This window comes from Amycolatopsis sp. CA-161197 (assembly GCF_050942255.1).
Lineage (GTDB): Bacteria > Actinomycetota > Actinomycetes > Mycobacteriales > Pseudonocardiaceae > Amycolatopsis.
In genome coordinates this window covers 7,484,932-7,506,501 of the sequence record NZ_CP192059.1, presented here as the reverse complement: position 1 = coordinate 7,506,501, position 21,570 = coordinate 7,484,932, and the positions used below count along the sequence as shown (strand labels likewise).

Below are 21,570 nucleotides of genomic sequence, written 5' to 3'. Positions count from 1 at the left end.
TTTTACCCGGAGGGCCGACCGGCGATCTGAACCGTCCACTTAGGTCTCCTACGGCCGCAACCGGTGCAGATCTCGGGGAAACAACGTCGTACCACGGATGTTGGGCACCTTCAGCACTCGCGCGACCCAGCGTTCGAGGCCGATGGCGAAGCCGCCGTGGGGTGGCATGCCGTGGGCGAAGGTGGCGAGGTAGTCGTGGTACTGGTCGGCGTCGGGGCCCAGGGCGGCGAGGTAGTCGGCGTAGCGGTGCAGCCGTTGGCCGCCCGTGACGAGTTCCAGGCCGCGGAAGAGGAGGTCGAAGCTGTTGGATAGGTCCGGGTGCCCTGGGTCCGGGTGGGTGTAGAAGGGGCGTTTGGTCATGGGGTAGCCGGTGATGAAGAGGAACTCCGAATTGTGGTTGTCCAGGGCCCATTCGCCTAGGCGGCGTTCGTCTTCGGGGGAGAGGTCGGGTTCGGTGCTGTGCAGGATCTCTTGCGCCGCGGGATAGGAGATACTCGGGATCTCGGCTGGGACGTGCGGCGCCTCAGGCCCCACGGCGGCGGCCATTTCCGCGACGACATCCCGCAGCACAGCCATCACGTCACGGTGGTCGGTGATGAAGCCGAGTTCCGCGTCCAGGCTGGTGTACTGCGCGAGGTGGCGCGCGGTGTCGTGGGGCTCGGCGCGGAAGACGGGGCCGACTTCGTACACGCGCTCGAAGACACCGACCAACGCCTGTTTGAAGAACTGCGGCGACTGGGCGAGGTAAGCCGGTTTACCGAAGTAGCCGAGCTGGAAGACATTGGCGCCGGATTCCGTGCTGGTGGCCACGATCTTGGGCGTGTGCACCTCGGTGAAGCCGCGGCTGTCGAGCGCACGCCGGAACGCCGCGACGCTACGCGCCGCGATCTCGTGGCGCCGCTTCAGCTCGGGATGCCGGAGTGCGACGGCCGCGTTGTCCAGCACGGTCGGCAAAGCCGCCGGGATCGTCGGCCGGTAGAGGTCGAACGGCGGCCGTTTCTCAGGTGTGGCAAGGACTTTGACGGTCGCTTCCGCGATCTCGATTCCGCCGGGTGCCTGCTTGTTGGCGACGACCCGCCCGGTGACCTCGACGACGGTTTCTTCGCTCAGCTGCGGGATTTCGGTGCTGTCGGGGGACTTGTCCACACCCGGTCCGAGTTGTGGACAACTCGGACCTGATTCGGCTTGGCCCCCGTTTTTGTCGGGGGTGGGCGATAGAATGGAGACGGGGACGCCCCCCAGGGAGGGCGGGGGCGTGTTCGGGTCGGGGTGAGGGGGCGCATTGAACACCACCTGAGCCAATCCCGTCCGGTCCCGGATCACCAGGAACGTCACGGACTTCAGGCTGCGCCGGCGGTGGAGCCAGCCGGCGATGGTCACGGTGGCGCCCGCGTGGGCGGGCAGGTCGGCGACCAGGGTGCGAGGGGACATCCACTCTCCTCGAGTGAACTCGGCGAACCCTTGGGGGTGCGGGCGAGAAGGGAGCTCGCGGTACCACCGCACCTTCGCCGCCGATGGGGAAACCGGCGGCCTCGAGAAAGCTGGGCCCGGTGTCGGGGGCCGGCCGGCGGGGCATTGCCTCCCCGCTGCTCGGGAGTGTCTTCGCGGCGGGGGCGCGGCGCCGCCTCTCAGCGATGGCGGCTCTCTGTGGGCGCGGGACCCCGCGCTACTCGGTTCCGTCAGCGCGTTGCGCGGAAGTCTAGGCACAGGCACCGCCGGAAGTCGCGCGAATTAACACCGGCCAAGTGCAGGACTTTCGACTTGGCGCGGCGAAAGGTGACTATCTGCCGTTTCCAACGAATTCCCCCGCGGCCACCCCGCCGCGTTCACCCGGGTGGCCCAGCAAGCCCCGCGCGCCGATCCGGCCGGCTCATCCGAGCAGCTGAAGCCGAACGGGTGAGTGGTTCGGACGTCGGTCATCTCAATCCGTGCTCCATCCGAAGGATCGCCCGCGCCGCCCAGAAGAACAGTTTCCCCAGGTCACATCGGCATTTAGGGGCTTTTGCCGGGATCGTTACCATCCCTCCATCGTTGACCCCTTCGTTCGCGCTGACTTAATTTGTTGCCCCACCAGACGAACTTGGCGGTGTCAGCGTGGACTCCTCCCTGCCTCTGAGACCCGTCGGCCCGCCGCGGCCGGCGGACCAGGCCTCGGTGCGGCGCAGCAACCTCGCGCTCGTGCTGCGGCACCTGCGTGACGCCGGGCCGCGGTCGCGGGCGGGCATCGCGGCGGAGACGGGGCTGAACAAGGCCACGGTGTCGAGCCTCGTCGCGGAGCTCGTCGAGCGCCGGCTGGCGCGGGAGGGCGAGCTGGACCGCGCGGGGTCGGTCGGGCGGCCGGGCACGATCGTGGAGCTCGACGGGCGCGGGGTCGGCGGCGTCGGCGTGGAGGTGAACGTCGACTACCTCACCGCGCTGGCCCTGGATCTCACCGGCACCGTCCTCTTCGAACAGCGCGTGGCGCTCGACGTGCAAGCGCTTCCTCCGGCCAAGGTCCTCGACGCGACAGCCGAGCTGGCCGCGCGAGCGCTGCGGGAATGCCGCCGCCTCAAGGTCTCGCCCGTCGGGCTGACGCTGGCGATCCCGGCGCTGGTCGACGTGGAAGCCGGCACGGTGGCGTTCGCGCCCAACCTGCACTGGACCGACGTTCCCGTGGTCACCGGCCTGACCGAACGGCTCACCCAGCGGCTGGGCCGCCTGGGCTTCCCGGTCCGCATGGCCAACGACGCCAACCTGGGCGCCCTCGGCGAGCACGCGATGGGCAGCGTCGCCGGCACCGCGGACCTGGTGTATCTCACCGGCGAGATCGGCGTCGGCGGCGGCGTGATCTCCGGGGGCCGGCTTCTCGGTGGCGCGGAAGGGTTTTCCGGCGAGATCGGCCACATCCAGCTCGACCCGAACGGCCGCCGCTGCGGCTGCGGCCGGCGCGGCTGCTGGGAGACGATCGTGGGCCTCGCCGGGATGCTGCGGCTCGCGGCCGAGCCCAACGACCCGGTGCACGACCCGTCGCTGGATCTCGAGCAGCGACTCGACATGCTGCGCCGCCGCGCGGAGCTGAAGGACCGCCGCACGCTCGACGCGCTGGCGAAGGTGGGCACCGGGCTCGGGGTGGGCGCGGCCGTGCTCGTGAACGTGTTCAACCCACGCGTGGTGCTGCTCGGCGGCTACTTCGCGCAGCTCGGCCCGTATCTGCTCGGCCCGATGATGGCCGAGCTCAAGGCCCGCGTGGTCGCGCCCGACATCGGCGGCTGCCGCGTGGAGCTGTCGTGGCTGGGCTTCTCGGCCGCCTCGCGCGGCGGGGCCCACGTGGCGCTGGAAGCCGTGTTCGACGACCCCGCGCGGGTCGTCGCCGGAGCTGGGGAGAGGGACAGCGGATGACGCTTCTCGAAATGACGGGGATCGGCAAGGGTTTTCCCGGCGTGCGCGCCCTCGACGACGTCGAGCTGAGCGTGGCCGAGGGCGAAGTCCACTGCCTGCTCGGGCAGAACGGCGCCGGCAAGTCCACGTTGATCAAGGTGCTCGCCGGCGCCCACCGGCCCGACACGGGGGAGATCCGCGTCGGCGGCGAGCCCGTGGAGCTGCCCAACCCCACCGCCGCCATCAAGTGCGGCATCGCCACGCTGTACCAGGAACTCGACCTCGTCGACGGGCTTTCCGTGGCGGAGAACATCTTCCTCGGCCACGAGCAGGCCAGCGTCGGCTGGGTTCGCCGCGCGACCATGCGGGCCGAGGCGCGAAAACTCCTGGACCGCTTGGGGCACCGGGAAATCCGCGTGGAACGCGAGGTCGGCTCGCTCTCGGCCGCGGGCAAGCAGATCGTGAGCCTCGCCCGCGCGCTCTCGCTCGACGCGCGCCTGATCGTGCTCGACGAACCCTCGGCCGTCCTCGCCAGCGACGAGGTCGCGAACCTCTTCCGCGTCATCCGCGGACTCACCGAACGCGGTGTCGCCGTCGTCTACATCTCCCACCGGCTCGAAGAGATCCGCGAGATCGGCGACCGCGTCACGGTCCTCAAAGACGGCCACACCGTCGCCACCGGACTGCCCGCGCGCACCACGCCGACCACCGAGCTGGTCGCGCTGATGACCGGCCGCCGCGTCGAGTACCTCTTCCCGCCCCGGCCCGCCGAAGACGTGTTCGACGACCGCCCGGTGCTGCTGGAGGTCGAGGACCTGACCGTGGCCGGCTCGTTCGAGGACGTGTCGTTCACTGTGCGGGAAGGCGAGATCGTCGGCCTCGCGGGACTTGTCGGGTCGGGCCGCTCCGAAGTCCTGGAAACCGTCTACGGGGCACGGAAACCGACCACCGGCCACGTGAAGCTCGCCGGCAAACCCCTGCGGAAAGGCGTGACGTCCGCCGTCCGCGCCGGTCTCGGCCTCGCGCCCGAGGAACGCAAGAGCCAGGCCCTGCTGCTGCAGGAATCCGTGGCCCGCAACGTTTCCCTCGCCTCGCTGCGGCGCTACGCGCGGTTCGGCTGGTTCAACTCCCGCGCCGAGACCGCCGCCGTCCGCCGCCACACCGAGGCGCTCGACCTGCGCCCGCCCGACATCCGCCGGCCCGCGGGCAAGCTGTCGGGCGGCAACCAACAGAAGGCCGTGCTCGCGCGCTGGCTGCTCAAGGGCTGCCGCGTGCTGCTGCTCGACGAGCCGACCCGCGGGGTCGACGTGGGCGCGCGGGCCGAGCTGTACCGCGTGATCCGCGACCTGGCCGATTCCGGCGTCGCGATCGTGCTGGTGTCCAGCGAGCTGCCTGAGGTGCTCGGCCTGGCCGACCGGGTGCTGGTGCTGCGCGAAGGCCGCGTGCTCACCGAAACCCGCGCGAGCGACCTCGACGAATCGGCCGTGCTCGACCTCATCCTCGAAGAGCAGGAGCGTGCGGAATGAACGCTGAACAGGCGGTGGCACCGGAGCCCACGCGCCGGTTCTCGGTGCGGCTGCGGGAGGCACGCAACCTCGGCCTGGTCGGGGTGCTGGCCGTGCTGGTACTGATCGGCGCACTGACCGAACCGGGCCAGTTCCTCACCACCGGCACGGTGGTGCTGGTGCTCACGCAGGCATCGGTCATCGGCGTGATCACCGTGGGCATGACGTTCGTGATCATCGGCGGCGGCATCGACCTGTCCGTCGGGGCGGTGGTCGCGCTCGCGACGGTGTGGGCGACCACGCGCTCCACGCAGCAGTTCGGCATCGGCGGGATCGTGTTCACCGCCGTGGCCGTGGGGGTCGGCTGCGGTCTGGTCAGCGGGCTGCTCATCGCGTACGGGCGCCTGGTCGCGTTCATCGGCACGCTGGCGATGCTCGCGTCGGCCCGCGGCCTGGCGATCCAGCTCTCGCAAGGGCGCACGCAGACCGTGACGTCGAGCAACCAGGCGCTCGTCGACCTCGGCTACCAGGACAGCTACGTGCTCGGCATCCCGCCGCTGGTGCTGATCTTCGCGGCCGTCGCGATCGTCGGCTGGCTCGTGCTCAACCGCACCACCTTCGGCCGCCGCACCTACGCGATCGGCGGCAACCTGGAGGCCGCGCGCCTGGCGGGCATCAACGTGAAGCTGCACACCTGCCTGCTGTACGTCCTTTCCGGACTGTGCTGCGGCATCGCCAGCGTGATGCTGATCATCCTCACCTCCAGCGGCACCTCGGGCAACGGCAACCTCTACGAGCTCGACGCCATCGCCGCGGTGATCATCGGCGGCACCCTGCTCTCCGGCGGGCGCGGCACGCTCGTCGGCTCGGTGCTCGGGGTGCTCGTGTTCACGGTCATCAGCGTGCTGTTCACCCTCAACAACCTGCCCACGGCCGTGCAGCAGCTGGCCAAGGGCGTGATCATCGTGCTCGCCGTGCTCGTGCAGCGGCGGGCTTCGCTCTACTCGAGTGAGAGGACCACCCGATGAGTACCGACATCCGCCGCCGCGCGTTCCTGACCGGAGCGACCCTCGCGGGCGTGGGCGCGCTCGCCGCGTGCACGAGCAACGAGGAACCACCACCCGCCGCCGCGACCGCACCCCAAGGCGCCCAGGACGCGCCGGGCAAGAGAGTCACGGTGGGGTTCGCCGGCCCGCAGGCCGACCACGGCTGGCTCAACGCGATCACCGTCAACGCGCGGGCCGAAGCGCAGCGCCATCCCGACGTGGAGCTCGTCGTCGCCGAGGGGTCGAACGACGCGGCCACGCAGTCGGCGCAGATCGACGCGCTGATCAACCGCAAGGTCGACGTGCTCGTGGTGCTGCCGGCCGACGGCAAGCAGCTCACACCGGCCGGGCGCAAGGCGATGGACGCGGGCATCCCCGTGATCAACCTCGACCGGATCTTCGACTCGCCGCAGGCCTACCGCACGTGGGTGGGCGGCGACAACTATCGCATGGGGGTGAACGCCGGCAACTACATCGGCCGGCAGCTCAACGGGCAGGGCACCGTGCTCGAGCTCGCCGGCATCGACACCCTCGAGCTCACCCGCCAGCGCACGCAGGGTTTCGACGACGCGCTGGCCAACTACCCGGGCATCCGCAAGGTCGGCCGCGCCGCCGCCGAGTTCACCGTGCCGACCGGGCAGGCGCGCATGGCCGAGCTGCTGCAGGCGCACCCGCAGTTCAACGCGATCTGGAACCACGACGACGACCAGGGCGTGGGCGCGCTGCAGGCCGTGCGCCAGGCCGGGCGGTCGGACTTCCTGATGGTCGGCGGCGCCGGGTCGAAGGCCGCGATGGAGGCCATCAAGAGCGACAACTCGGTGCTCAAGGCCACCGTGCTCTACCCGCCGACGATGGCCGCGTCCGCCGTGCGGCTGGCGCGGCTGCTCGGGCAGGCGAAGGGCGTGTCGGACCTGGCGGAGCAGGAGATCCCCGCTTCGGTGACCACGTTCTCGGCCGTCGTGACCAAGCAGAACGTGGACACGTACCTGCCGGTTTCCTTCGAGTGAAAGGGTTTTCGATGGCCGGGCAGATCGGCGTCGGGATGGTGGGCCACGCCTTCATGGGCGCGGCCCACTCCCAGGCGTGGCGGACCGTGCACCACGCCTTCGACGTGCCGCTCACGCCGCGGATGGCGGTGCTGTGCGGCCGGGACGCCGCGGCGGCGTCGGCTGCCGCGGAGAAGCTCGGCTGGGCTTCCGTGGAGACGGACTGGAAACGGCTCGTGGAATCGGACGAGGTGGGGCTCGTCGACATCTGCACGCCGGGGGACACGCACGCGGAGATCGCGCTGGCAGCGCTCGCGGCCGGCAAGCACGTGCTGTGCGAGAAACCGCTGGCCAACACGGTCGCCGAAGCCGCGGCGATGGCCGCGGCCGCCGAGGAGGCGGCCGCGCGCGGGGTGCGGTCGATGGTGGCGTTCAACTACCGGCGCGTGCCGGCGCTGGCGTTCGCGCGCCGGCTCGTCGCCGACGGGCGGCTGGGACAGCTGCGGCACGTGCGCGCGCAGTATCTGCAGGACTGGATCGTCGACCCCGAGTTCCCGCTGGTGTGGCGGCTGCAGCGGGAGCGGGCGGGGTCGGGCGCGCTCGGCGACATCGGCGCGCACATCGTGGATCTCGCGCAGTTCCTGACCGGGTCGCGGATTTCGGGCGTGAGCGCGGTGACGGAGACGTTCGTGCGCGAGCGGCCGCTGGTCGCGTCCTCGTCGGGGCTGGCGGCGTCCTCGGCGGCGGCGCGGGGCGAGGTGACGGTGGACGACGCCGCGCTGTTCACCGCGCGCTTCGCGTCGGGCGCGCTGGGCAGCTTCGAGGCGACGCGGTTCGCGGCCGGGCGCAAGAACTCGATGCGGATCGAGCTCAACGGTTCCGCGGGCAGTCTCGCGTTCGACTTCGAGGCCATGAACGAGCTGCACTTCCACGACCACACCCTCGACCCGGCGGTCGCCGGGTTCCGCCGGATCCTCGTGACCGAACCCGAGCACCCGTACGTCGGCGCCTGGTGGCCGCCGGGCCACGGCCTGGGGTACGAGCACACCTTCACCCACGAGGTGCGCGATTTCCTCGACGCGCTCGCCTCGGACACCGACCCGGCGCCGTCGTTCGCCGACGGGCTGCAGGTGCAGCGCGTGCTCGACGCGGTGGAACGCAGCGCCGCCGCCGATTCCGTGTGGACCGTTGTCTGATCAGGAGGTTTTTTCGATGGCACGACCGCTGACGCTGTTCACCGGGCAGTGGGCCGACCTGCCCTTCGAGGAGGTCTGCCGCCTCGCGAGCGGCTGGGGCTACGAGGGCCTGGAGATCGCCTGCTGGGGCGACCACTTCGAAGTCGACAAAGCGCTTTCCGACGACGGGTACGTGCAGTCCAAACTGGACACCCTCGCCAAGTACGACCTCCGCGTGTGGACGATCTCGAACCACCTGGTGGGCCAGGCCGTGTGCGACCACCCCATCGACGAGCGCCACGAGGCCATCCTGCCCGCCCGCATCTGGGGTGACGGCTCACCCGAGGGCGTGCGGCAGCGGGCGGCGGAGGAGATGAAGGACACCGCGCGGGCGGCCGCGTTGCTGGGGGTGTCCACTGTGGTCGGTTTCACGGGGTCGTCCATCTGGCACACCGTGGCGATGTTCCCTCCGGTGCCGCAGTCGATGATCGACCGCGGCTACGAGGACTTCGCGGCGCGCTGGAACCCGATCCTGGACGTGTTCGACGAGGCCGGCGTCCGTTTCGCCCACGAGGTCCACCCGAGCGAGATCGCCTACGACTACTGGACGACCGTGCGCACCCTGGAGGCGATCGGCCACCGCCCGGCCTTCGGGCTCAATTTCGACCCGTCGCACTTCGTCTGGCAGGACCTCGACCCCGTGGGTTTCCTGTGGGACTTCAAGGACCGCATCTACCACGTGGACTGCAAGGAAGCCCGCAAGCAGCTCAACGGCCGCAACGGCCGCCTCGGCTCCCACCTCCCGTGGGCCGACCCGCGCCGCGGCTGGGACTTCGTGTCCACCGGCCACGGCCACGTCCCGTGGGAAGACGTCTTCCGCATGCTCAACGCCATCGCCTACGACGGCCCCATCTCCGTCGAGTGGGAAGACGCCGGCATGGACCGGTTGACCGGCGCGCCGGAGGCGCTGGAGTTCTTGAAGCGGTTGAACTTCACGCCTCCGACGGCGGCGTTCGACGCGGCTTTCTCGTCGAAGCCCTAGCGGGTGAGCACCTGGGCGACAGGCGCGGCATGGGCGTCGGCCACCCGGTTGCCGACCATGATCACGCCCGCCAGGAGGGCGAGCGCCGCGAACACGATCCCGATCACGGCCAGCGCCTTCATCGGCCGCCGCCCCATGCACCCCGCAATCCCCAGCGCCAGCCCGACCACGGCGAACGGAAACGCGATCCACGCCCGCACGTCGTCCAGCGGCAACGGCAGGAACGGCACCACCAGCCCGAGCACGCCCAACACCAGGGCGAGCACGGCGGGGGTGGCGTTGCCCTCGGCGGCAGGCTTCGGCTGTCCGGGCTGCCCGGCCCACTGCTGGGGCCCGCCGGGCTGCTGCGCCGGCGCGAACCCCGGCTGCGGCACCCCGGCGGCCGGCGGCTGCGGTACCCCGGCGGGAGGCTGCGGCACCCCGGCGGGAGGCTGCGGCACCGCGGCGGGAGTGGACCACGCCTGCTGCGTCCCGCCGCTCAGCCGCCCGGCCTCGGCCGCGGGCGGCTGACCCGGCGTGTACCGCAACACGGGCCCTTGTGGCGGCGGCGGGAAAGCCGCGTCCGGCCGGGGTTCCGGCGCATCGGTTTCGGGCTGCGGACCCTCGGTCATGGTGGGGACTCCCTCGCTGGCAGGACCGCTTGGCGAGAAGAAACATAGTGGTTCGACCACTCGCGCGACCAGCGAACGCCGTTCATCGCGGCGACCTCGGCCCCGGCTGCGCCCGTACCCGCGGTTCCCGTCCCCGCAAACGGTTCGGGGCCGGGCCCGAGCTGGAAAGCCCGGGCCCGGCCCCGAATCGCGGCGAAGTCAGTGAATCGAAGCGCCCGGCACCGTCATCGGGTGCCGAGCAGGTGCTCCAGCGCCAGCTGGTTCAGCCGCGTGAAGTGGTACCCCCGCTTGCCCGCGGCTTCCACGTCGAACGAGTCCGCCGCCAGGTCGTCCAGGGTCTCGCCCGGGGCCACCGTCGGCACTGACAGCTCGTCAACGCGCGAAGCCGACAGAGCCGCGGCCACCTCCGGGTCCGCCCGGAACGCGGCGGCCTTCTCCTTGAGGATCAAGTACATCCGCATGTTCGCCGCGGCCGAGTCCCACACGTCGGAGGGGTCCTCGGTGCGCAGCGGCTTGTAGTCGAAGTGGCGCGGGCCGTCGTAGCCGCCGGTCTCCAGCAGGTCGACCAGGAAGAACGCCGACGTCAGGTCGCCGTGGCCGAAGATGAGGTCCTGGTCGTACTTGGGGCCGTGCTGGCCGTTGAGGTCGATGTGGAAGAGCTTGCCCTGCCACAACGCCTGCGCGATGCCGTGCACGAAGTTCAGGCCGGCCATCTGCTCGTGGCCGACCTCCGGGTTGAGGCCGAACAGCTCCGGGCGCTCCAGCTGCGAGATGAGGCCGAGCGCGTGCCCGATGGTGGGCAGGAGGATGTCGCCGCGGGGCTCGTTGGGCTTGGGCTCCAGGGCGAACCGGATGGCGTAGCCCTGGGAGACGGCGTAGTCGGCCAGGAGGTCGAGGCCCTCCTTGTAGCGGTCCAGCGCGGCGCGCACGTCCTTCGCCGCGTCGGACTCGGCGCCCTCGCGGCCGCCCCACAGGACGTACGTGGACGCGCCCAGCTCGGCGGCCAGGTCGAGGTTGCGGCGCACCTTCGTCAGCGCGTACCGGCGGATGTCGCGGTCGTTGCTGGTGAGGCCGCCGTCCTTGAACACGGGGTGCGTGAACAGGTTGGTGGTCGCCATCGGCACCTTCAGGCCCGTGGCCTCCAGCGCCGCCTTGAACTTCTTGACCGCCGTGTCGCGGTCGGGCTCGGTGGCGAGCAGGTCGTCGTCGTGGAAGGACACGCCGTACGCGCCCAGCTCGGCCAGGCGGTGCACGCTCTCGACCGGGTCCAGCGCCGGCCGCGTCGCCACGCCGAACGGGTCGGCGGCCGGCCAGCCCACGGTCCACAGGCCGAACGAGAACTTGTCGTCCGGAGTGGGCGCGAAGTCGGTCATGACGATCCCCTTCAATCCAGTGCAGATTCAATCCAGTGAGTATTTAGTTCACGTTGTAGACTAAATATGCGCCCCGGAGGCCCGCCCGTCAAGGGTCACCGCTTCACCGGGGCCTCGGTACAGTTCCGGGAGGAGGCCACGGGGATGACGCAGGCGGTGCGGCACGATTCGATGCGCGCGCGCAACCTCGAACTGGTGCTCGGCGAGGTCGCCGGGCGCGGCCCGCTCACCCGTGCGGCGCTCGCGGAGCTCACCGGCCTCACCAAGTCCACCGTGTCGAAGCTCGTCGGCGACCTGCTCGACGCCGGTTTCCTCGCCGAGACCGGCCCGGCCCGCGCGGGCGAACGCGGCCGCCCCGGCGTCGAGGTCGTGCTCTCCGGCGCGCGCGTGGCGTCGCTGGGGCTGGAGATCAACGTCGACTACCTCGCCGTCTGCCTGCTCGACCTCGCCCGCACCGTGCGCTTCACCGAGCGTCGCGAGCGCGACAACCGCGGTTCGCGTCCCGAGGAAGTGCTGGGGGAGCTGCAGAACCTCGCCGAAAAAGCCCTCGCCGCAGCCGGGAACCTGACTGTCGCCGGCGCGGTCCTCGCCGTGTCCGGCCCGGTCGGCGACGGCGTGCTTTTCAGCGCCCCCAACCTCGGCTGGAGCGACGTCCGCGCCGCCGACATGCTGCACCTGCCCGTGCCCGTCACGCTCGACAACGAGGCCAACCTCGGCGCGCTGGGCGAGCTCTGGTTCGGCGCCGGACCGCCGGACTTCCTGTTCGTCTCCGGCGAGATCGGCATCGGCGCGGGCCTGGTCGTGGACTCGGCGCTGTTCCCCGGCAGCCACGGGCTCGCCGGCGAACTCGGCCACGTCGTCGTGTCCCCGGCGGGCCCGCGCTGCCGCTGCGGCGCGTCCGGCTGCCTGGAAACCTATGCGGGACAAGAAGCCCTGCTCGCGGCCGCGGGCGTCAAGACCGTCCCCGAGCTGCTCCGCAACCTCGGCACCGGCGACCCCACCGCGGCCGAGGCCGCCACCGCGGCCGGCGAAGCGCTCGGCCTCGCGCTGTCCTCGGCCGTCAACCTGCTCGACCTCGACCACGTGGTGCTCGGCGGCGTCTTCGCCCCGCTCTTCCCCTGGCTGGCGCCCGCCGCGGAAACCGTGCTGGCCGCCCGTCTGGGCCGCCTGCGCGGCTCCGTCCCGACGCTCGCACCGTCCACTGTGGGCGGTGACGCCGCCACCCTGGGCGCGGCCGGGCGCACCATCCACCACGTGCTGGCCGACCCCGGTCCGTTCCTGACCCCGGCTCATCCCCGACGGGTGAGGTGACTTCGGCACCGGCGGGCCGACGATGACGACGAAGCCCCGCCGAATCGAGGTGTTCGATGACCGCCCAGCCGACCGCCCGGACACCCGACCAGGCGCGCGTGCGCCACGCCGAAGTCGCGTTGCGCTCGATGGGCCAGCCGAACTCCGTGGCCGGCGAGTTCGACTTCTGGAACGACCGCTACGAGGGGCGGCGACTGTTCTCGGAGCTGTTCGGCACTTTCCTGCTGGTTCTCGTCGCCGTGGGCGGCGGGGTCGTCAACGCCCGGTTCGGCGGCTCGGCGATCCCGACGTCGGCGCAGGTCGTGGCGCCGGCGTTGATGGTGGCCGCGATCATCCTGTTCATGGGCACGGTCTCCGGCGCCCACCTCAACCCGGCGGTGACGCTCGCGTTCGCGGCGCGCGGTGACTTCCCCTGGAAACGCGTGCCCGCCTACCTCGTGGCGCAGTTCGCCGGTGCGGCCCTGGCCACGCTGCTGCTGTGGGCGCTGCTCGGCAAGCAGGGCGACGCCGGGCTGACGCTGCCCGGCAGCGGGATCAGCACGGTCACGGCGATGCTGTGGGAGCTCGTGCTGACCACGGGCCTGGTGAGCGTGATCCTGGGCAGCGCCTCGGGCGCCCAGCAGGTGGGGCCGCTGGCGGCGATCGCGGTGGGCAGCTACATCGCGCTGGCCGGGCTGTGGGGAGCGCCGGTCAGCGGCGCGTCGATGAACCCGGCCCGCTCGCTCGGGCCCGCGCTGGTGCGGGGCGACTGGACGTCCTGGTGGGCCTACCTCGCCGGCCCGATCGCCGGCGGCATCATCGCGGTGGGGATCGCGTACATCCTGCGCGGCCGCGGCGGCGGACGCAGCGGCGAGAAGGCGGCGCAGGGCGTGCTTCCGGGGAGCGCGGCGGCGCGCTCCCCGGAGAACACCTAGCTCACCGAGCGCACCAGCACGGTGCCGCCGCCCACGGTCGCGCCCGCGCCGTCGACCACCGACAGCCGGCCGCGCAGCACGCGGCCCGCACCCGGGGCGGCCGAGGCCGTCACGACACCCGGCACGGTCCACGTGGTGCCCGAGGCGTGCGCGGCGACCGGGTCGGTCACCGTGACGCCGCCGAACGACGGGTTCACGAACACGTCCAGGTAGTCGAACGCCGTGGTCCCGGTGGGCACGGAGTACCCGTCGACGACCGCGATCCACTCGCCCGCGGCCGGGTTCTGGATCGTCACCGACTCCTCGGAGTCACCGTCGGCGCTCTGGCCGGCGAGCACGCACGAACCGCTGGAGCAGTTGTACACCGACAGGTCCAGGTCGGCGGCGGTGTCGGCGGTGTTGCCGATCGTCACCGTCAGCGAGGACGAACCCGGCAGCACGTTCAGCTGCGTCTGCTGCTGGGCGTCCTGGGCGATCGTCGGCCGCGTGATCTTCGCGCTGCCGAAGGTGCTGCCCACCACGTGCCCGGTGAAAGCCTTGAGCGAGTTCTTCACCGTGTACGTGCGGTTCACCGCGGCACCCAGCGGAGCCGACGCGATGTCGTCCGGATTGGGCGTGATCGCGGTGCCCAGCGCGGAAACCGTCAGCTTGTACGGCGCGGTGTCCACATCGGACGTCCGCCGCGCCTCCACCGTGATCTCCCAGACGCCCGGCAGCGGGTTGGTCAGCGTGCGGCTGGTCGGCGTGCCGCCGACGCAGCCCGCGCCCGCGTCGGGGTTGTAGCAGTTGGTGGAGGTGTTGCTGTCGACCGGAACGCCGGTCGGGTCGTAGCGCAGGAAGCGCACCTGGCCCTTGCCCGGGTCACCGCCGCCGGCCAGGTCCACCTGCAGCGAGCTCGCACCCTGCGGCACGCGCAGGAAGTAGCTCACCGACTGGTTGCGCGCGATCGTGCCCGATGCGGTGAAGATGCCCGACGAGGCGAACTCCGCCGGCGCGAAGACCGTGTTCATGGTCTGCACGTCGACGCCGATCGTCAGCGGGTTGTCCAGGTACAGCAACGCCGAATGCGCGCCGGCCTGTTTGGGGTTCACCTTGACCTGGAAGGAGACGGGCTTGTTCAGTGGCAAAGACACCAGGGAACCCGAGGAGAATGTTCCGTCGTTGCCCACCCAGCGTGCGAAATACACCACCGGACGGGAAGAACCGGACGTGCGCGTGAGCGTGTACGTGCGCGTGTAGGACTTCCCGACGGTCACGCCCTCGCGGTCGTGGATGCCGACGCCGACGCCCGGGGTGGGCTTCAGCAGGTTCGCCTGCACGGTGTGCACGTCGACGGCGGTGGTCACCGTGTCCGGCTTCGGGTTCAGCGACAGCGCGACCCACGCGGCGGGCACGTTGAACAGCCCGGCGCCCTGCTCGTAAGCGCCGATCCCCGGCACGAAGCGCGCCGTGGACTTGATCGCCGAACGCAGCGCCGAGACCGGCGGCCGCTGGCCGTGGTGTGTCGCCTTGTACGCGCTCACCAGCAGCGCCGCCGCGCCCGTCGCCTGCGGCGAGGCCATCGACGTGCCCTGCAGCATCGCGTAGCCGGCGGGCAGCTCGTACGTGCCCGCGACCGGACCCGGCGCCTCCCACCGCGGCACGGTGGAGATCGCCGCGCCGGGCGCGATGATGTCCGGCTTGAAGCCACCGTCTTCGCGCGGGCCGCGCGAGGAGAACGGGTGCAGCGCCTCGGCCTTCGACACCTTGGAGCCGTAGTTCGACAGCCACGTCTCGCGCGTGATGTACGAGCCGACGCTGATCGCGTCCGTGGCCACCGACGGGTCGCCGACCGAGTTCGCGCCCGCGCCGGAGTTGCCCGCGGAGATGAAGATCTGCACGTTGTACTCGGCGATGGTGCGGTTGTAGAGCTCCGCGCGCGCGTTGTTGCCGTCGTTGAGCGCGGGCAGGCCGCCGATGGAGATGTTGATGACGTCGGCGCCGTGGCTCGCGGCGTAGACCACGCCGTCGAGCAGGCCGCTGGAGGTGCAGGAGTCCGTGGTGAGACAGACCTTCACGGCCATCACGTTCGCACCCGGCGCGGCCCCGTCCATCTTGCCGCCGAACAGGTCGTTGCCCGTCGCGATGCCGGCCACGTGCGTGCCGTGCTCGGCGCCCGCGATGCCGATGTTGACGAAGCCCGGCTTGTCCGTCTGCACCACGAACGCCATGCGCTCGGCGCGGTCGGTGGCCGGGTTGTCGGTGCCGAAGTAGCCGACGTCGAAGTTCTTGGCGTAGTCGGACATCGGCTTCTCGTCGGTGAAGTCGCCGTCTCCGTCGAGGTCCACGCGCACCTGCTTGGTGGCGGTGTCGAGGAGCACGCCCCACGAGTCGGTGCGGTCGCCGTCGCGGTTGAGGTCGCCGCCGGTCTCGCTGCCGGCGCCGCCGAGGTCGCCCGCGGTCTCCTTGAACAGGCCGAAGGTGTACGGGCCGCCGGTGGCGGGCGCGGTCCTGTCGCGGCCGCTGGAGTTGAAGGTGCCGGTGTAGGTCTGGGTGGACTGCTGGACCCACGTGCCGTCGCCGGAGTTGGTGGCGTTGGCGTTGTACCAGTCGACGATCTTGCGGTCGCCGTGGCTGGTCTTCGCCAGCGCGGGGCTGTCGAGGTCGACGCCGGAGTCGAGCACGGCGACGGTGGTGCCCTTGCCGTCCCAGCCGCCGAAGGTCTGGCCGAACTGCGCGGCGTAGGTGTCGCCGGTGGGCAGGTACGGGTTCACGCGCGGGGTTTTCTTGCCCGGAGCCGGCTGCGGGATGGGGTTGGCCGCGCCTTCGGGCTTCGGGTCGTCGCGGTGGATGAGGCCGTCGACGTCCACTGCGTTCACCGACTTGAGCTTCGCGGCCTTCTCGGCGTTCGCGACGGGCACGGAGACCTTGACGTAGTCGAGCTTCGCGTCGGTGGACTCGACCACTCCGCCGAGGGCCTTGAGGTCGTTCACGGCGGCGCTCGACCGGCCACGCTCGGCCGCGACCAGCAGCGTCACGGTGCGCTTGCCGGCCCGCTGGGCCTCGGCGACGAGCGCGCGGTCGTGGTCATCGAGGGTCTTGCCGTCGGTGGCGGCGGGGTTTCCGGGGGAGGACGGGGGCTGCGCGGCGAGCGCAGCGGGCACCCCGACGGGCGCGACGCCGAGGGCGGTGGCGAGGAGGGTGATCCCGGCCCGCCGTCTCCAGCGTGATCTCTGCTGTGTCATCGGAGCAGTACACAGGTCGGGACCATCCGCATCAATCAGACAGTCAGCCTATCGGCCGCAATTCGACGTGAGACGAACGGCCTAACCCCCACCGCCACTGGGCCCCCCGGAACCCGACGGGCAAGACAACCCACCAAGGCAGCCACCTCTGGGGCCGAGCCGAAGCCCCGCAAATGCCGAAGCGTGAGCGGCCTGACGAGGTGACTTCGCTGGGGTCGGGGCGAAGCCCCGGAAATACCGAATCGCGAACAGCCTGACGAGGTGACCTCGCTGGGGCTGGGCTGAAGCCTCGGAAATGCCGAAGTGAGAGCGGCCTGATGAGGTGACTTCGCTGGGGCTGGGCCGAAGCCCCGGGACCGCCGAAGCGCGACCGGCCTACCAAGGCAACCACCTCTGGGGGTTCCGGGGGCGAAGCCCTCCGGGCGGGGCCCGGGGGTTGCACCCCCGGAGACACAACGAGCGAGCAAGGCCCGCGCACTCCGCGGACACACTCCGCCCACTCGCTCGTGGCAACCGAGGGAGTCGAACCCTGCGCGGCTTGTGAAGGCGGCGCCCCTGACCGGCCCTGACCCTTCGGCGGGCGACGGCTGCCGTACTTTCCAACAAGGGAGGAGTACCCCCACATTCCCAGCATCGCACATTCGTCACCCGTTCGGGCAGTGACCGGGTGGCGGTGATCTCGCTGTGCCGGTGATTCCCTTTCCCCGCACCGGCCTGGCAGGCTGGACGGATGGACGATCTCCTCCTCCGCCGGGTGCGGGTCGGGCTGGGCGGCGGGCTCGCCGACGTGCGCGTGAACGACGGTCGCGTGGCCGCCATCGAGGAGCCGGGCGCCGGGTCGGGCTTCGCGGCGCGCGTGCTCGACGGGCACGGCGGCACGCTGCTGCCAGGCCTTGTCGACGCTCACGTGCACGCAGTGCAGTGGGCCACCTTCCGAAGGCGCATTCCGCTGGAGGACGCGCGTTCGGCGGCGGAGGCGGTGGAGCTGCTGCTGCGGCGGCTGCTGGAGACGTCGGACCAGCCGGGGGATCTCGTCGTCGGCGCCGGGTTCCGCGACGGGCTCTGGCCCGACAAGCCGCACAAGGACCTGCTGCAGCGCGCGTTGCCGGGCCGCGCGGTGGCGTTGTTCAGCGCGGATCTGCACACGCTCTGGCTCAGTCCCGCGGCGCTCAAGCTGATCGGCCGCGAGCACCCGACGGGCGTGCTGCTGGAGAACGACTGCATGACCGCCACGGCCGCGCTGCCGTCGGCCGCGCTGGAAGTGCAGGACCGCTGGGTCGCCGACGCGCTCGGTGCGGCCGCTTCCCGTGGTGTGACAGGGATCGTGGACTACGAGTACGCGGACACCGTCACCGACTGGACCCGCCGCGTTGCCGCCGCGGCGCCGGCGACGCGAGTGGCCTGCGTGATCTCGCGGCCGTTGCTGGACGTCGCGATCTCCCGCGGCCACCGGACCGGCGACGTGCTGCCGGCCGGTGGCGGGTTGCTGACCGTGGGGCCGTTCAAGCTGTTCGTCGACGGTTCGCTCAACACCCGCACCGCCTACTGCCACGACCCGTATCCGGAGTCGGATTCCCCTGGCCTGCTTGAGCTCCCGCCCGCGGAGCTCGAGCCGTTGCTGCGGCGGGCGTGGGAAAACGGCCTGGTACCGGCGGTCCACGCCATCGGCGACAAGGCCAACACCATCGCTCTCGACGCGTTCGCCGCCGTCGGCTGCCCCGGCCGCATCGAGCACGCGCAGCTGTTGTCGTCCGACGACGTGCCGCGGTTCGCCGGGCTCGACCTCGTGGCGAGCGTGCAGCCCGCCCACCAGCCCGACGACCGCGACGTCGCCGACCGCCACTGGTACGGCCGCACCGACCGCGCCTACCCCTACCGTGCGCTGCTGGATTCCGGCGCCCGCCTCGAAATCGGCTCCGACGCGCCGGTCGCGCCGCTGGACCCGTGGGACGGGATCGCCGCCGCCGTGGGCCGCACGGACGACGACCGGCCGGCGTGGCACCCGGAGCAGGCGATCCCGCTGTCGGACGCCCTGGCCGCGGCTTCGGGCGGCCGCCGCGGGATCACCGTTGGGGACGTGGCCGACTTGATGATCACGGCGGCCGACCCGTCGCACCTGTCTCCGGCCCAGCTGCGCGACATGCCGCTGACGGCGACGATCCTGGCGGGGAAGCCGACGCACCTGGCGTGAGCGCGGGGGTCGGTTCGGCACGTCAGGGCGCGGCGGTACCCGCCTGCCAGCCCGAGGCCCACAGCCGATCCGGCTGCACCTCACCGCGGAAGAGTCCAGCCGCACGGGCGGCGAAGTCGGCGAAGGACGTCGGGCGCAGCCCGAGCTTCGAGAACACGTCGGTGTCCACAGTGGACTCCGGACTCCCCGCGCGGCGAAGGTGGAAGAGCGCGGCGACGTCGTCCGCGAACTCCGCCGGGATCCCCGCCGCCACGACGCGGCGGTGGTACTCCTCGGGGGCGAGGTCGACGTAGCGGATCGGCCGTCCCACGACGCCGGTCAGGATTTCGCAGACCTCCGCCATGGTCAGCGCTTGCGGTCCGGTCATCTCGTACCGGGCCGATTCGTGGCCGTCGGAGGTCGCCGTGGCGTAGACGACCTTCGCGATGTCCTCGACGTCGATCGGGGCCAGGCGGGTCGCGCCGAGGGGCAGGGCGAGCTCGCCGTCGGCGAGCATGGCCGGCACTTCTCGCAGGTAGACCTGCATGAACTGGCTCGGCCGCAGGATCGTCCAGGCGAGGCCGGACCCGCGCAGGTGCTCCTCGATCCGGGCGTGCAGCCGCGCGAACCGGAAGGCCGATTCCGCGTCCGTGCCCATCCCGGACACCTTCACGACGCGCCGCACACCGGACCGCACGGCGGCGTCGATCAGGTTGGCCTGCGCCTCGGCCATCCGGCCGTCCGCGCCGGAGATCAGGACGGCCGTGTCGACGCCGTCGAGCGCCGGGCCGAGCGTTTCCGGCGCCAGCAGGTCGCCGTGCACCGGAGAGATGCCGGGCAACGCCGGCAGCGGCCTGCGGACCAGCGCCCGCGCCGGGTGACCTCGCCGGACGAACTCGCGCACGACAGCCGAACCGGTGAGCCCGGTGCCGCCGGTGATGAGGATCATGGGGTGGCTCCTTCGTCGAATTTCCCTCTCGATCCCTGTAGACGAAGCGCTCGCCGCGAACTGACCGCGGAATCCCCCGGAGGTCCGGCGCGTTGCCGGGGTTGTGACGCCGACCACCCTTGACGACTGGACCGACCTCGACACCCGGCATCGGCCGGAGCTGCTGGGCTACTGCTACCGGATGCTCGGGTCGGCCGTCGACGCCGACGAAGCCGTGCAGGAGACGATGTTGCGGGCCTGGCGTGGGCGCGACGGCTTCACCGGCGCCGCCACGCCGCGGGTGTGGCTGTTCCGCATCGCCACGAACGTCTGCCTCGACCAGCTCCGGCGCCGGCCGCGCCGGGAGCACCCCGTCGACGTCGCCACGGCCGGCGACGCGGGTTCGCCGCTCGGCCTGGCCGAACCGGCGAGGTGGGTCGGTCCCGCGCCCGATCGCTGGCTCCTGCCACCGGGTGCCGATCCGGCGGAAACCGTGGTGCGGCGCGAATCGGTGCGCCTCGCGTTCGTCGCCGCGCTGCACACGCTCTCCGCGTCGCAGCGCGCGACGCTGATCTTGCGTGACGTCCTGAAGTTCAGCGCGGACGAGACAGCCGGGTTCCTCGGCATCACCGTGGCCGCCGCGAACGGGCTGTTGCGCCGCGCGCGGGGGCGGCTCGCCGAGCGCCCCGCGCCGGCGGCCGGACTCACCGACACCCAGCGCGCGCTGCTCGCCCGGTTCGTCGAGGCCTTCGAACGCTACGACGTGCCCGCCCTGACCGCCCTGCTCCACGAGGACGCCACGCTCGCCATGCCGCCCTACGGCCTCTGGCTCGCCGGCCGGGCCGAGATCTCGCGGTGGTTCCTGCGCGAGGACAGCCCCTGCCGCGCGTCGAGGCTCGTCCCGATCGAGGCGAACGGTTCGCCCGCCTTCGCGGTCTACCACGGCTCGCGGGCCTTCGCGGTGCTGGTCGTCGAGGTCGCCGGCGAGGGGGTCACCGCGCTCGAGGCGCACCTCGAGCCGCGGCTGTTCGGCTTGTTCGGGCTCCCGGTCGAGCTCGCCGAGGCCTACTTCCCGTGCGGGTCGGCGGTGTTGAGGGCGGCGACGACCTGGTCGTAGTCGCCGCGGGCTTCGCCGTAGCGGAGGAACTTGACGCGCTCGACCTGGATCTCGCGGGCGTCCGGTCGGGTCTCGATGAGGGTCATGACCTCGCCGATGAACTCGTCGAGCGGCTGGGCGTGGTCGTTGTCGGCCTGGCCGGGGAGCAGGTCCGTCTGTACCGACGGCGGTTCCAGCTCCAGGACCTTCACCGACGTGTCGGCCAGTTGCAGGCGCAGCGTCTCGCTGAGCATGTGGATGGCGGCCTTCGACGCGTTGTAGCTCGGCGTGATCTTGAGCGGCGTGAAGGCGAGGCCCGAGGAGACGGTCATGATCGTCGCGTCGGGACGCGTCTGCAGGTGTTCCACGAAGGCGGCGATGAGGCGGATCGGGCCGAGCAGGTTGGTGGTCACCGTGGTTTCGGCCGAGGCCAGGAACGTCTCGGGCCGGTGCCAGTCCTCCACGCGCATGATGCCGGACATGGTGACCAGCACGTTGAGGTCGGGGTGGTTCGCCAGCACCTCCTTCGCGGCGGCGGCGATGCTCGCCGGGTCGGTCGTGTCGATCTCCACGGTGCCGAGCCCCGGGTGCCGGGCGGCGAGGTCGCGCAGCAGCTCCGTGCGGCGGCCGCCGATGATCACGGTGTTGCCCTTCGCCCGCAGTTCGAGCGCGAGGGCCAGGCCGATGCCGCTGGTCGAGCCGGGGATGAAGATGGTGTTTCCGCTGATGTCCATGCCTCGACTTTGACGTTTCGCCGGGCCGAGGTGCAGAGACCGCTCATCGGGGGATCGCCGCTCCCTGGTTCGCGCGCGGCGGAGCCCGGATACTGAGT

Annotated in this window: 16 protein-coding genes; 10 read left to right on the top strand and 6 right to left on the bottom strand. The window is 71.5% G+C overall.

The window, feature by feature from the left end; translation table 11 throughout:
- Positions 1-48 precede the first annotated feature (48 nt).
- On the bottom strand, positions 49-1,431 hold the full coding sequence (gene aspS, locus ACQPXB_RS35330; protein WP_432845902.1) for an aspartate--tRNA(Asn) ligase: 1,383 nt from the start codon (positions 1,429-1,431) through the stop codon (positions 49-51).
- 663 nt (positions 1,432-2,094) lie between these two features.
- Here aspS and ACQPXB_RS35325 point away from each other — a divergent pair.
- From ACQPXB_RS35325 to ACQPXB_RS35300, 6 genes are read left to right on the top strand one after another with little or no spacing between them, the layout of a single operon-like run.
- Complete coding sequence (locus tag ACQPXB_RS35325; protein ID WP_366583953.1) at positions 2,095-3,378, top strand: ROK family transcriptional regulator; 1,284 nt, start codon at positions 2,095-2,097, stop codon at positions 3,376-3,378.
- On the top strand, positions 3,375-4,883 hold the full coding sequence (locus ACQPXB_RS35320; protein WP_366583952.1) for a sugar ABC transporter ATP-binding protein: 1,509 nt from the start codon (positions 3,375-3,377) through the stop codon (positions 4,881-4,883). The genes ACQPXB_RS35325 and ACQPXB_RS35320 overlap by 4 nt, the downstream gene beginning before the upstream one ends.
- Positions 4,880-5,890 carry an ABC transporter permease gene (locus ACQPXB_RS35315; protein WP_360585203.1) on the top strand — a complete coding sequence of 337 codons (1,011 nt, stop codon included), beginning with the start codon at positions 4,880-4,882 and terminating at the stop codon, positions 5,888-5,890. Before ACQPXB_RS35320 ends, ACQPXB_RS35315 begins: the two co-directional genes overlap by 4 nt.
- Positions 5,887-6,915, top strand: a complete 1,029-nt coding sequence (locus ACQPXB_RS35310; RefSeq protein WP_366583951.1) for a substrate-binding domain-containing protein — start codon at positions 5,887-5,889, stop codon at positions 6,913-6,915. The genes ACQPXB_RS35315 and ACQPXB_RS35310 overlap by 4 nt, the downstream gene beginning before the upstream one ends.
- Before the next feature lie 11 nt (positions 6,916-6,926).
- Positions 6,927-8,090 (top strand): Gfo/Idh/MocA family protein, encoded by a 1,164-nt coding sequence (locus tag ACQPXB_RS35305; protein WP_432845901.1) that lies wholly within the window; start codon positions 6,927-6,929, stop codon positions 8,088-8,090.
- 16 nt (positions 8,091-8,106) lie between these two features.
- Entirely contained in the window at positions 8,107-9,111 is a 1,005-nt protein-coding gene (locus tag ACQPXB_RS35300) for a sugar phosphate isomerase/epimerase family protein (RefSeq protein ID WP_366583949.1), read from the top strand.
- Here the strand turns inward: ACQPXB_RS35300 and ACQPXB_RS35295 are convergent.
- Together ACQPXB_RS35295 and xylA are read right to left on the bottom strand one after the other, a co-directional pair.
- On the bottom strand, positions 9,108-9,722 hold the full coding sequence (locus ACQPXB_RS35295) for a hypothetical protein (RefSeq protein ID WP_432845900.1): 615 nt from the start codon (positions 9,720-9,722) through the stop codon (positions 9,108-9,110). The genes ACQPXB_RS35300 and ACQPXB_RS35295 overlap by 4 nt on opposite strands.
- A gap of 224 nt (positions 9,723-9,946) precedes the next feature.
- Positions 9,947-11,095: a xylose isomerase gene (gene xylA, locus ACQPXB_RS35290; protein WP_432845899.1), complete on the bottom strand. Its 1,149-nt coding sequence runs from the start codon at positions 11,093-11,095 to the stop codon at positions 9,947-9,949.
- A gap of 144 nt (positions 11,096-11,239) precedes the next feature.
- On the opposite strand from xylA, the gene ACQPXB_RS35285 reads away from it, so the two are divergent.
- Together ACQPXB_RS35285 and ACQPXB_RS35280 are read left to right on the top strand one after the other, a co-directional pair.
- Entirely contained in the window at positions 11,240-12,406 is a 1,167-nt protein-coding gene (locus tag ACQPXB_RS35285; protein WP_366583946.1) for an ROK family transcriptional regulator, read from the top strand.
- 56 nt (positions 12,407-12,462) lie between these two features.
- A complete protein-coding gene (locus ACQPXB_RS35280) occupies positions 12,463-13,320 on the top strand; it encodes an MIP/aquaporin family protein (protein ID WP_366583945.1) in 858 nt (285 codons plus the stop codon).
- Here the strand turns inward: ACQPXB_RS35280 and ACQPXB_RS35275 are convergent.
- Positions 13,317-16,544 carry a S8 family serine peptidase gene (locus tag ACQPXB_RS35275; RefSeq protein WP_432845898.1) on the bottom strand — a complete coding sequence of 1,076 codons (3,228 nt, stop codon included), beginning with the start codon at positions 16,542-16,544 and terminating at the stop codon, positions 13,317-13,319. The genes ACQPXB_RS35280 and ACQPXB_RS35275 overlap by 4 nt on opposite strands.
- 730 nt (positions 16,545-17,274) lie before the next feature.
- Between ACQPXB_RS35275 and ACQPXB_RS35270 the strand changes: the two genes are divergently transcribed.
- Positions 17,275-18,735, top strand: coding sequence for an amidohydrolase (locus tag ACQPXB_RS35270; RefSeq protein WP_432845897.1), 1,461 nt, complete (start codon positions 17,275-17,277; stop codon positions 18,733-18,735).
- A 22-nt stretch (positions 18,736-18,757) separates the two neighbouring features.
- Here ACQPXB_RS35270 and ACQPXB_RS35265 read toward each other — a convergent pair whose 3' ends face one another.
- Positions 18,758-19,663: an SDR family oxidoreductase gene (locus tag ACQPXB_RS35265; protein ID WP_432845896.1), complete on the bottom strand. Its 906-nt coding sequence runs from the start codon at positions 19,661-19,663 to the stop codon at positions 18,758-18,760.
- 103 nt (positions 19,664-19,766) lie between these two features.
- On the opposite strand from ACQPXB_RS35265, the gene ACQPXB_RS35260 reads away from it, so the two are divergent.
- Positions 19,767-20,759 (top strand): RNA polymerase subunit sigma-70, encoded by a 993-nt coding sequence (locus tag ACQPXB_RS35260; protein WP_366583941.1) that lies wholly within the window; start codon positions 19,767-19,769, stop codon positions 20,757-20,759.
- Here the strand turns inward: ACQPXB_RS35260 and ACQPXB_RS35255 are convergent.
- Positions 20,708-21,472, bottom strand: a complete 765-nt coding sequence (locus ACQPXB_RS35255) for an SDR family oxidoreductase (protein WP_366583940.1) — start codon at positions 21,470-21,472, stop codon at positions 20,708-20,710. The two genes, ACQPXB_RS35260 and ACQPXB_RS35255, sit on opposite strands and share 52 nt — an antisense overlap.
- Positions 21,473-21,570: the final 98 nt, after the last annotated feature.

Excerpts from the sequence above, each read along its gene's own strand:
- aspS (WP_432845902.1), bottom strand. The coding sequence starts at position 1,431 with ATGTCCCCTCGCACCCTGGTCGCCGACCTGCCCGCCCACGCGGGCGCC.
- ACQPXB_RS35320 (WP_366583952.1), top strand. The coding sequence starts at position 3,375 with ATGACGCTTCTCGAAATGACGGGGATCGGCAAGGGTTTTCCCGGCGTG.
- ACQPXB_RS35315 (WP_360585203.1), top strand. The coding sequence starts at position 4,880 with ATGAACGCTGAACAGGCGGTGGCACCGGAGCCCACGCGCCGGTTCTCG.
- ACQPXB_RS35310 (WP_366583951.1), top strand. The coding sequence starts at position 5,887 with ATGAGTACCGACATCCGCCGCCGCGCGTTCCTGACCGGAGCGACCCTC.
- ACQPXB_RS35305 (WP_432845901.1), top strand. The coding sequence starts at position 6,927 with ATGGCCGGGCAGATCGGCGTCGGGATGGTGGGCCACGCCTTCATGGGC.
- ACQPXB_RS35300 (WP_366583949.1), top strand. The coding sequence starts at position 8,107 with ATGGCACGACCGCTGACGCTGTTCACCGGGCAGTGGGCCGACCTGCCC.
- ACQPXB_RS35295 (WP_432845900.1), bottom strand. The coding sequence starts at position 9,722 with ATGACCGAGGGTCCGCAGCCCGAAACCGATGCGCCGGAACCCCGGCCG.
- xylA (WP_432845899.1), bottom strand. The coding sequence starts at position 11,095 with ATGACCGACTTCGCGCCCACTCCGGACGACAAGTTCTCGTTCGGCCTG.
- ACQPXB_RS35285 (WP_366583946.1), top strand. The coding sequence starts at position 11,240 with ATGACGCAGGCGGTGCGGCACGATTCGATGCGCGCGCGCAACCTCGAA.
- ACQPXB_RS35280 (WP_366583945.1), top strand. The coding sequence starts at position 12,463 with ATGACCGCCCAGCCGACCGCCCGGACACCCGACCAGGCGCGCGTGCGC.
- ACQPXB_RS35275 (WP_432845898.1), bottom strand. The coding sequence starts at position 16,544 with ATGACACAGCAGAGATCACGCTGGAGACGGCGGGCCGGGATCACCCTC.
- ACQPXB_RS35270 (WP_432845897.1), top strand. The coding sequence starts at position 17,275 with ATGGACGATCTCCTCCTCCGCCGGGTGCGGGTCGGGCTGGGCGGCGGG.
- ACQPXB_RS35265 (WP_432845896.1), bottom strand. The coding sequence starts at position 19,663 with ATGATCCTCATCACCGGCGGCACCGGGCTCACCGGTTCGGCTGTCGTG.
- ACQPXB_RS35255 (WP_366583940.1), bottom strand. The coding sequence starts at position 21,472 with ATGGACATCAGCGGAAACACCATCTTCATCCCCGGCTCGACCAGCGGC.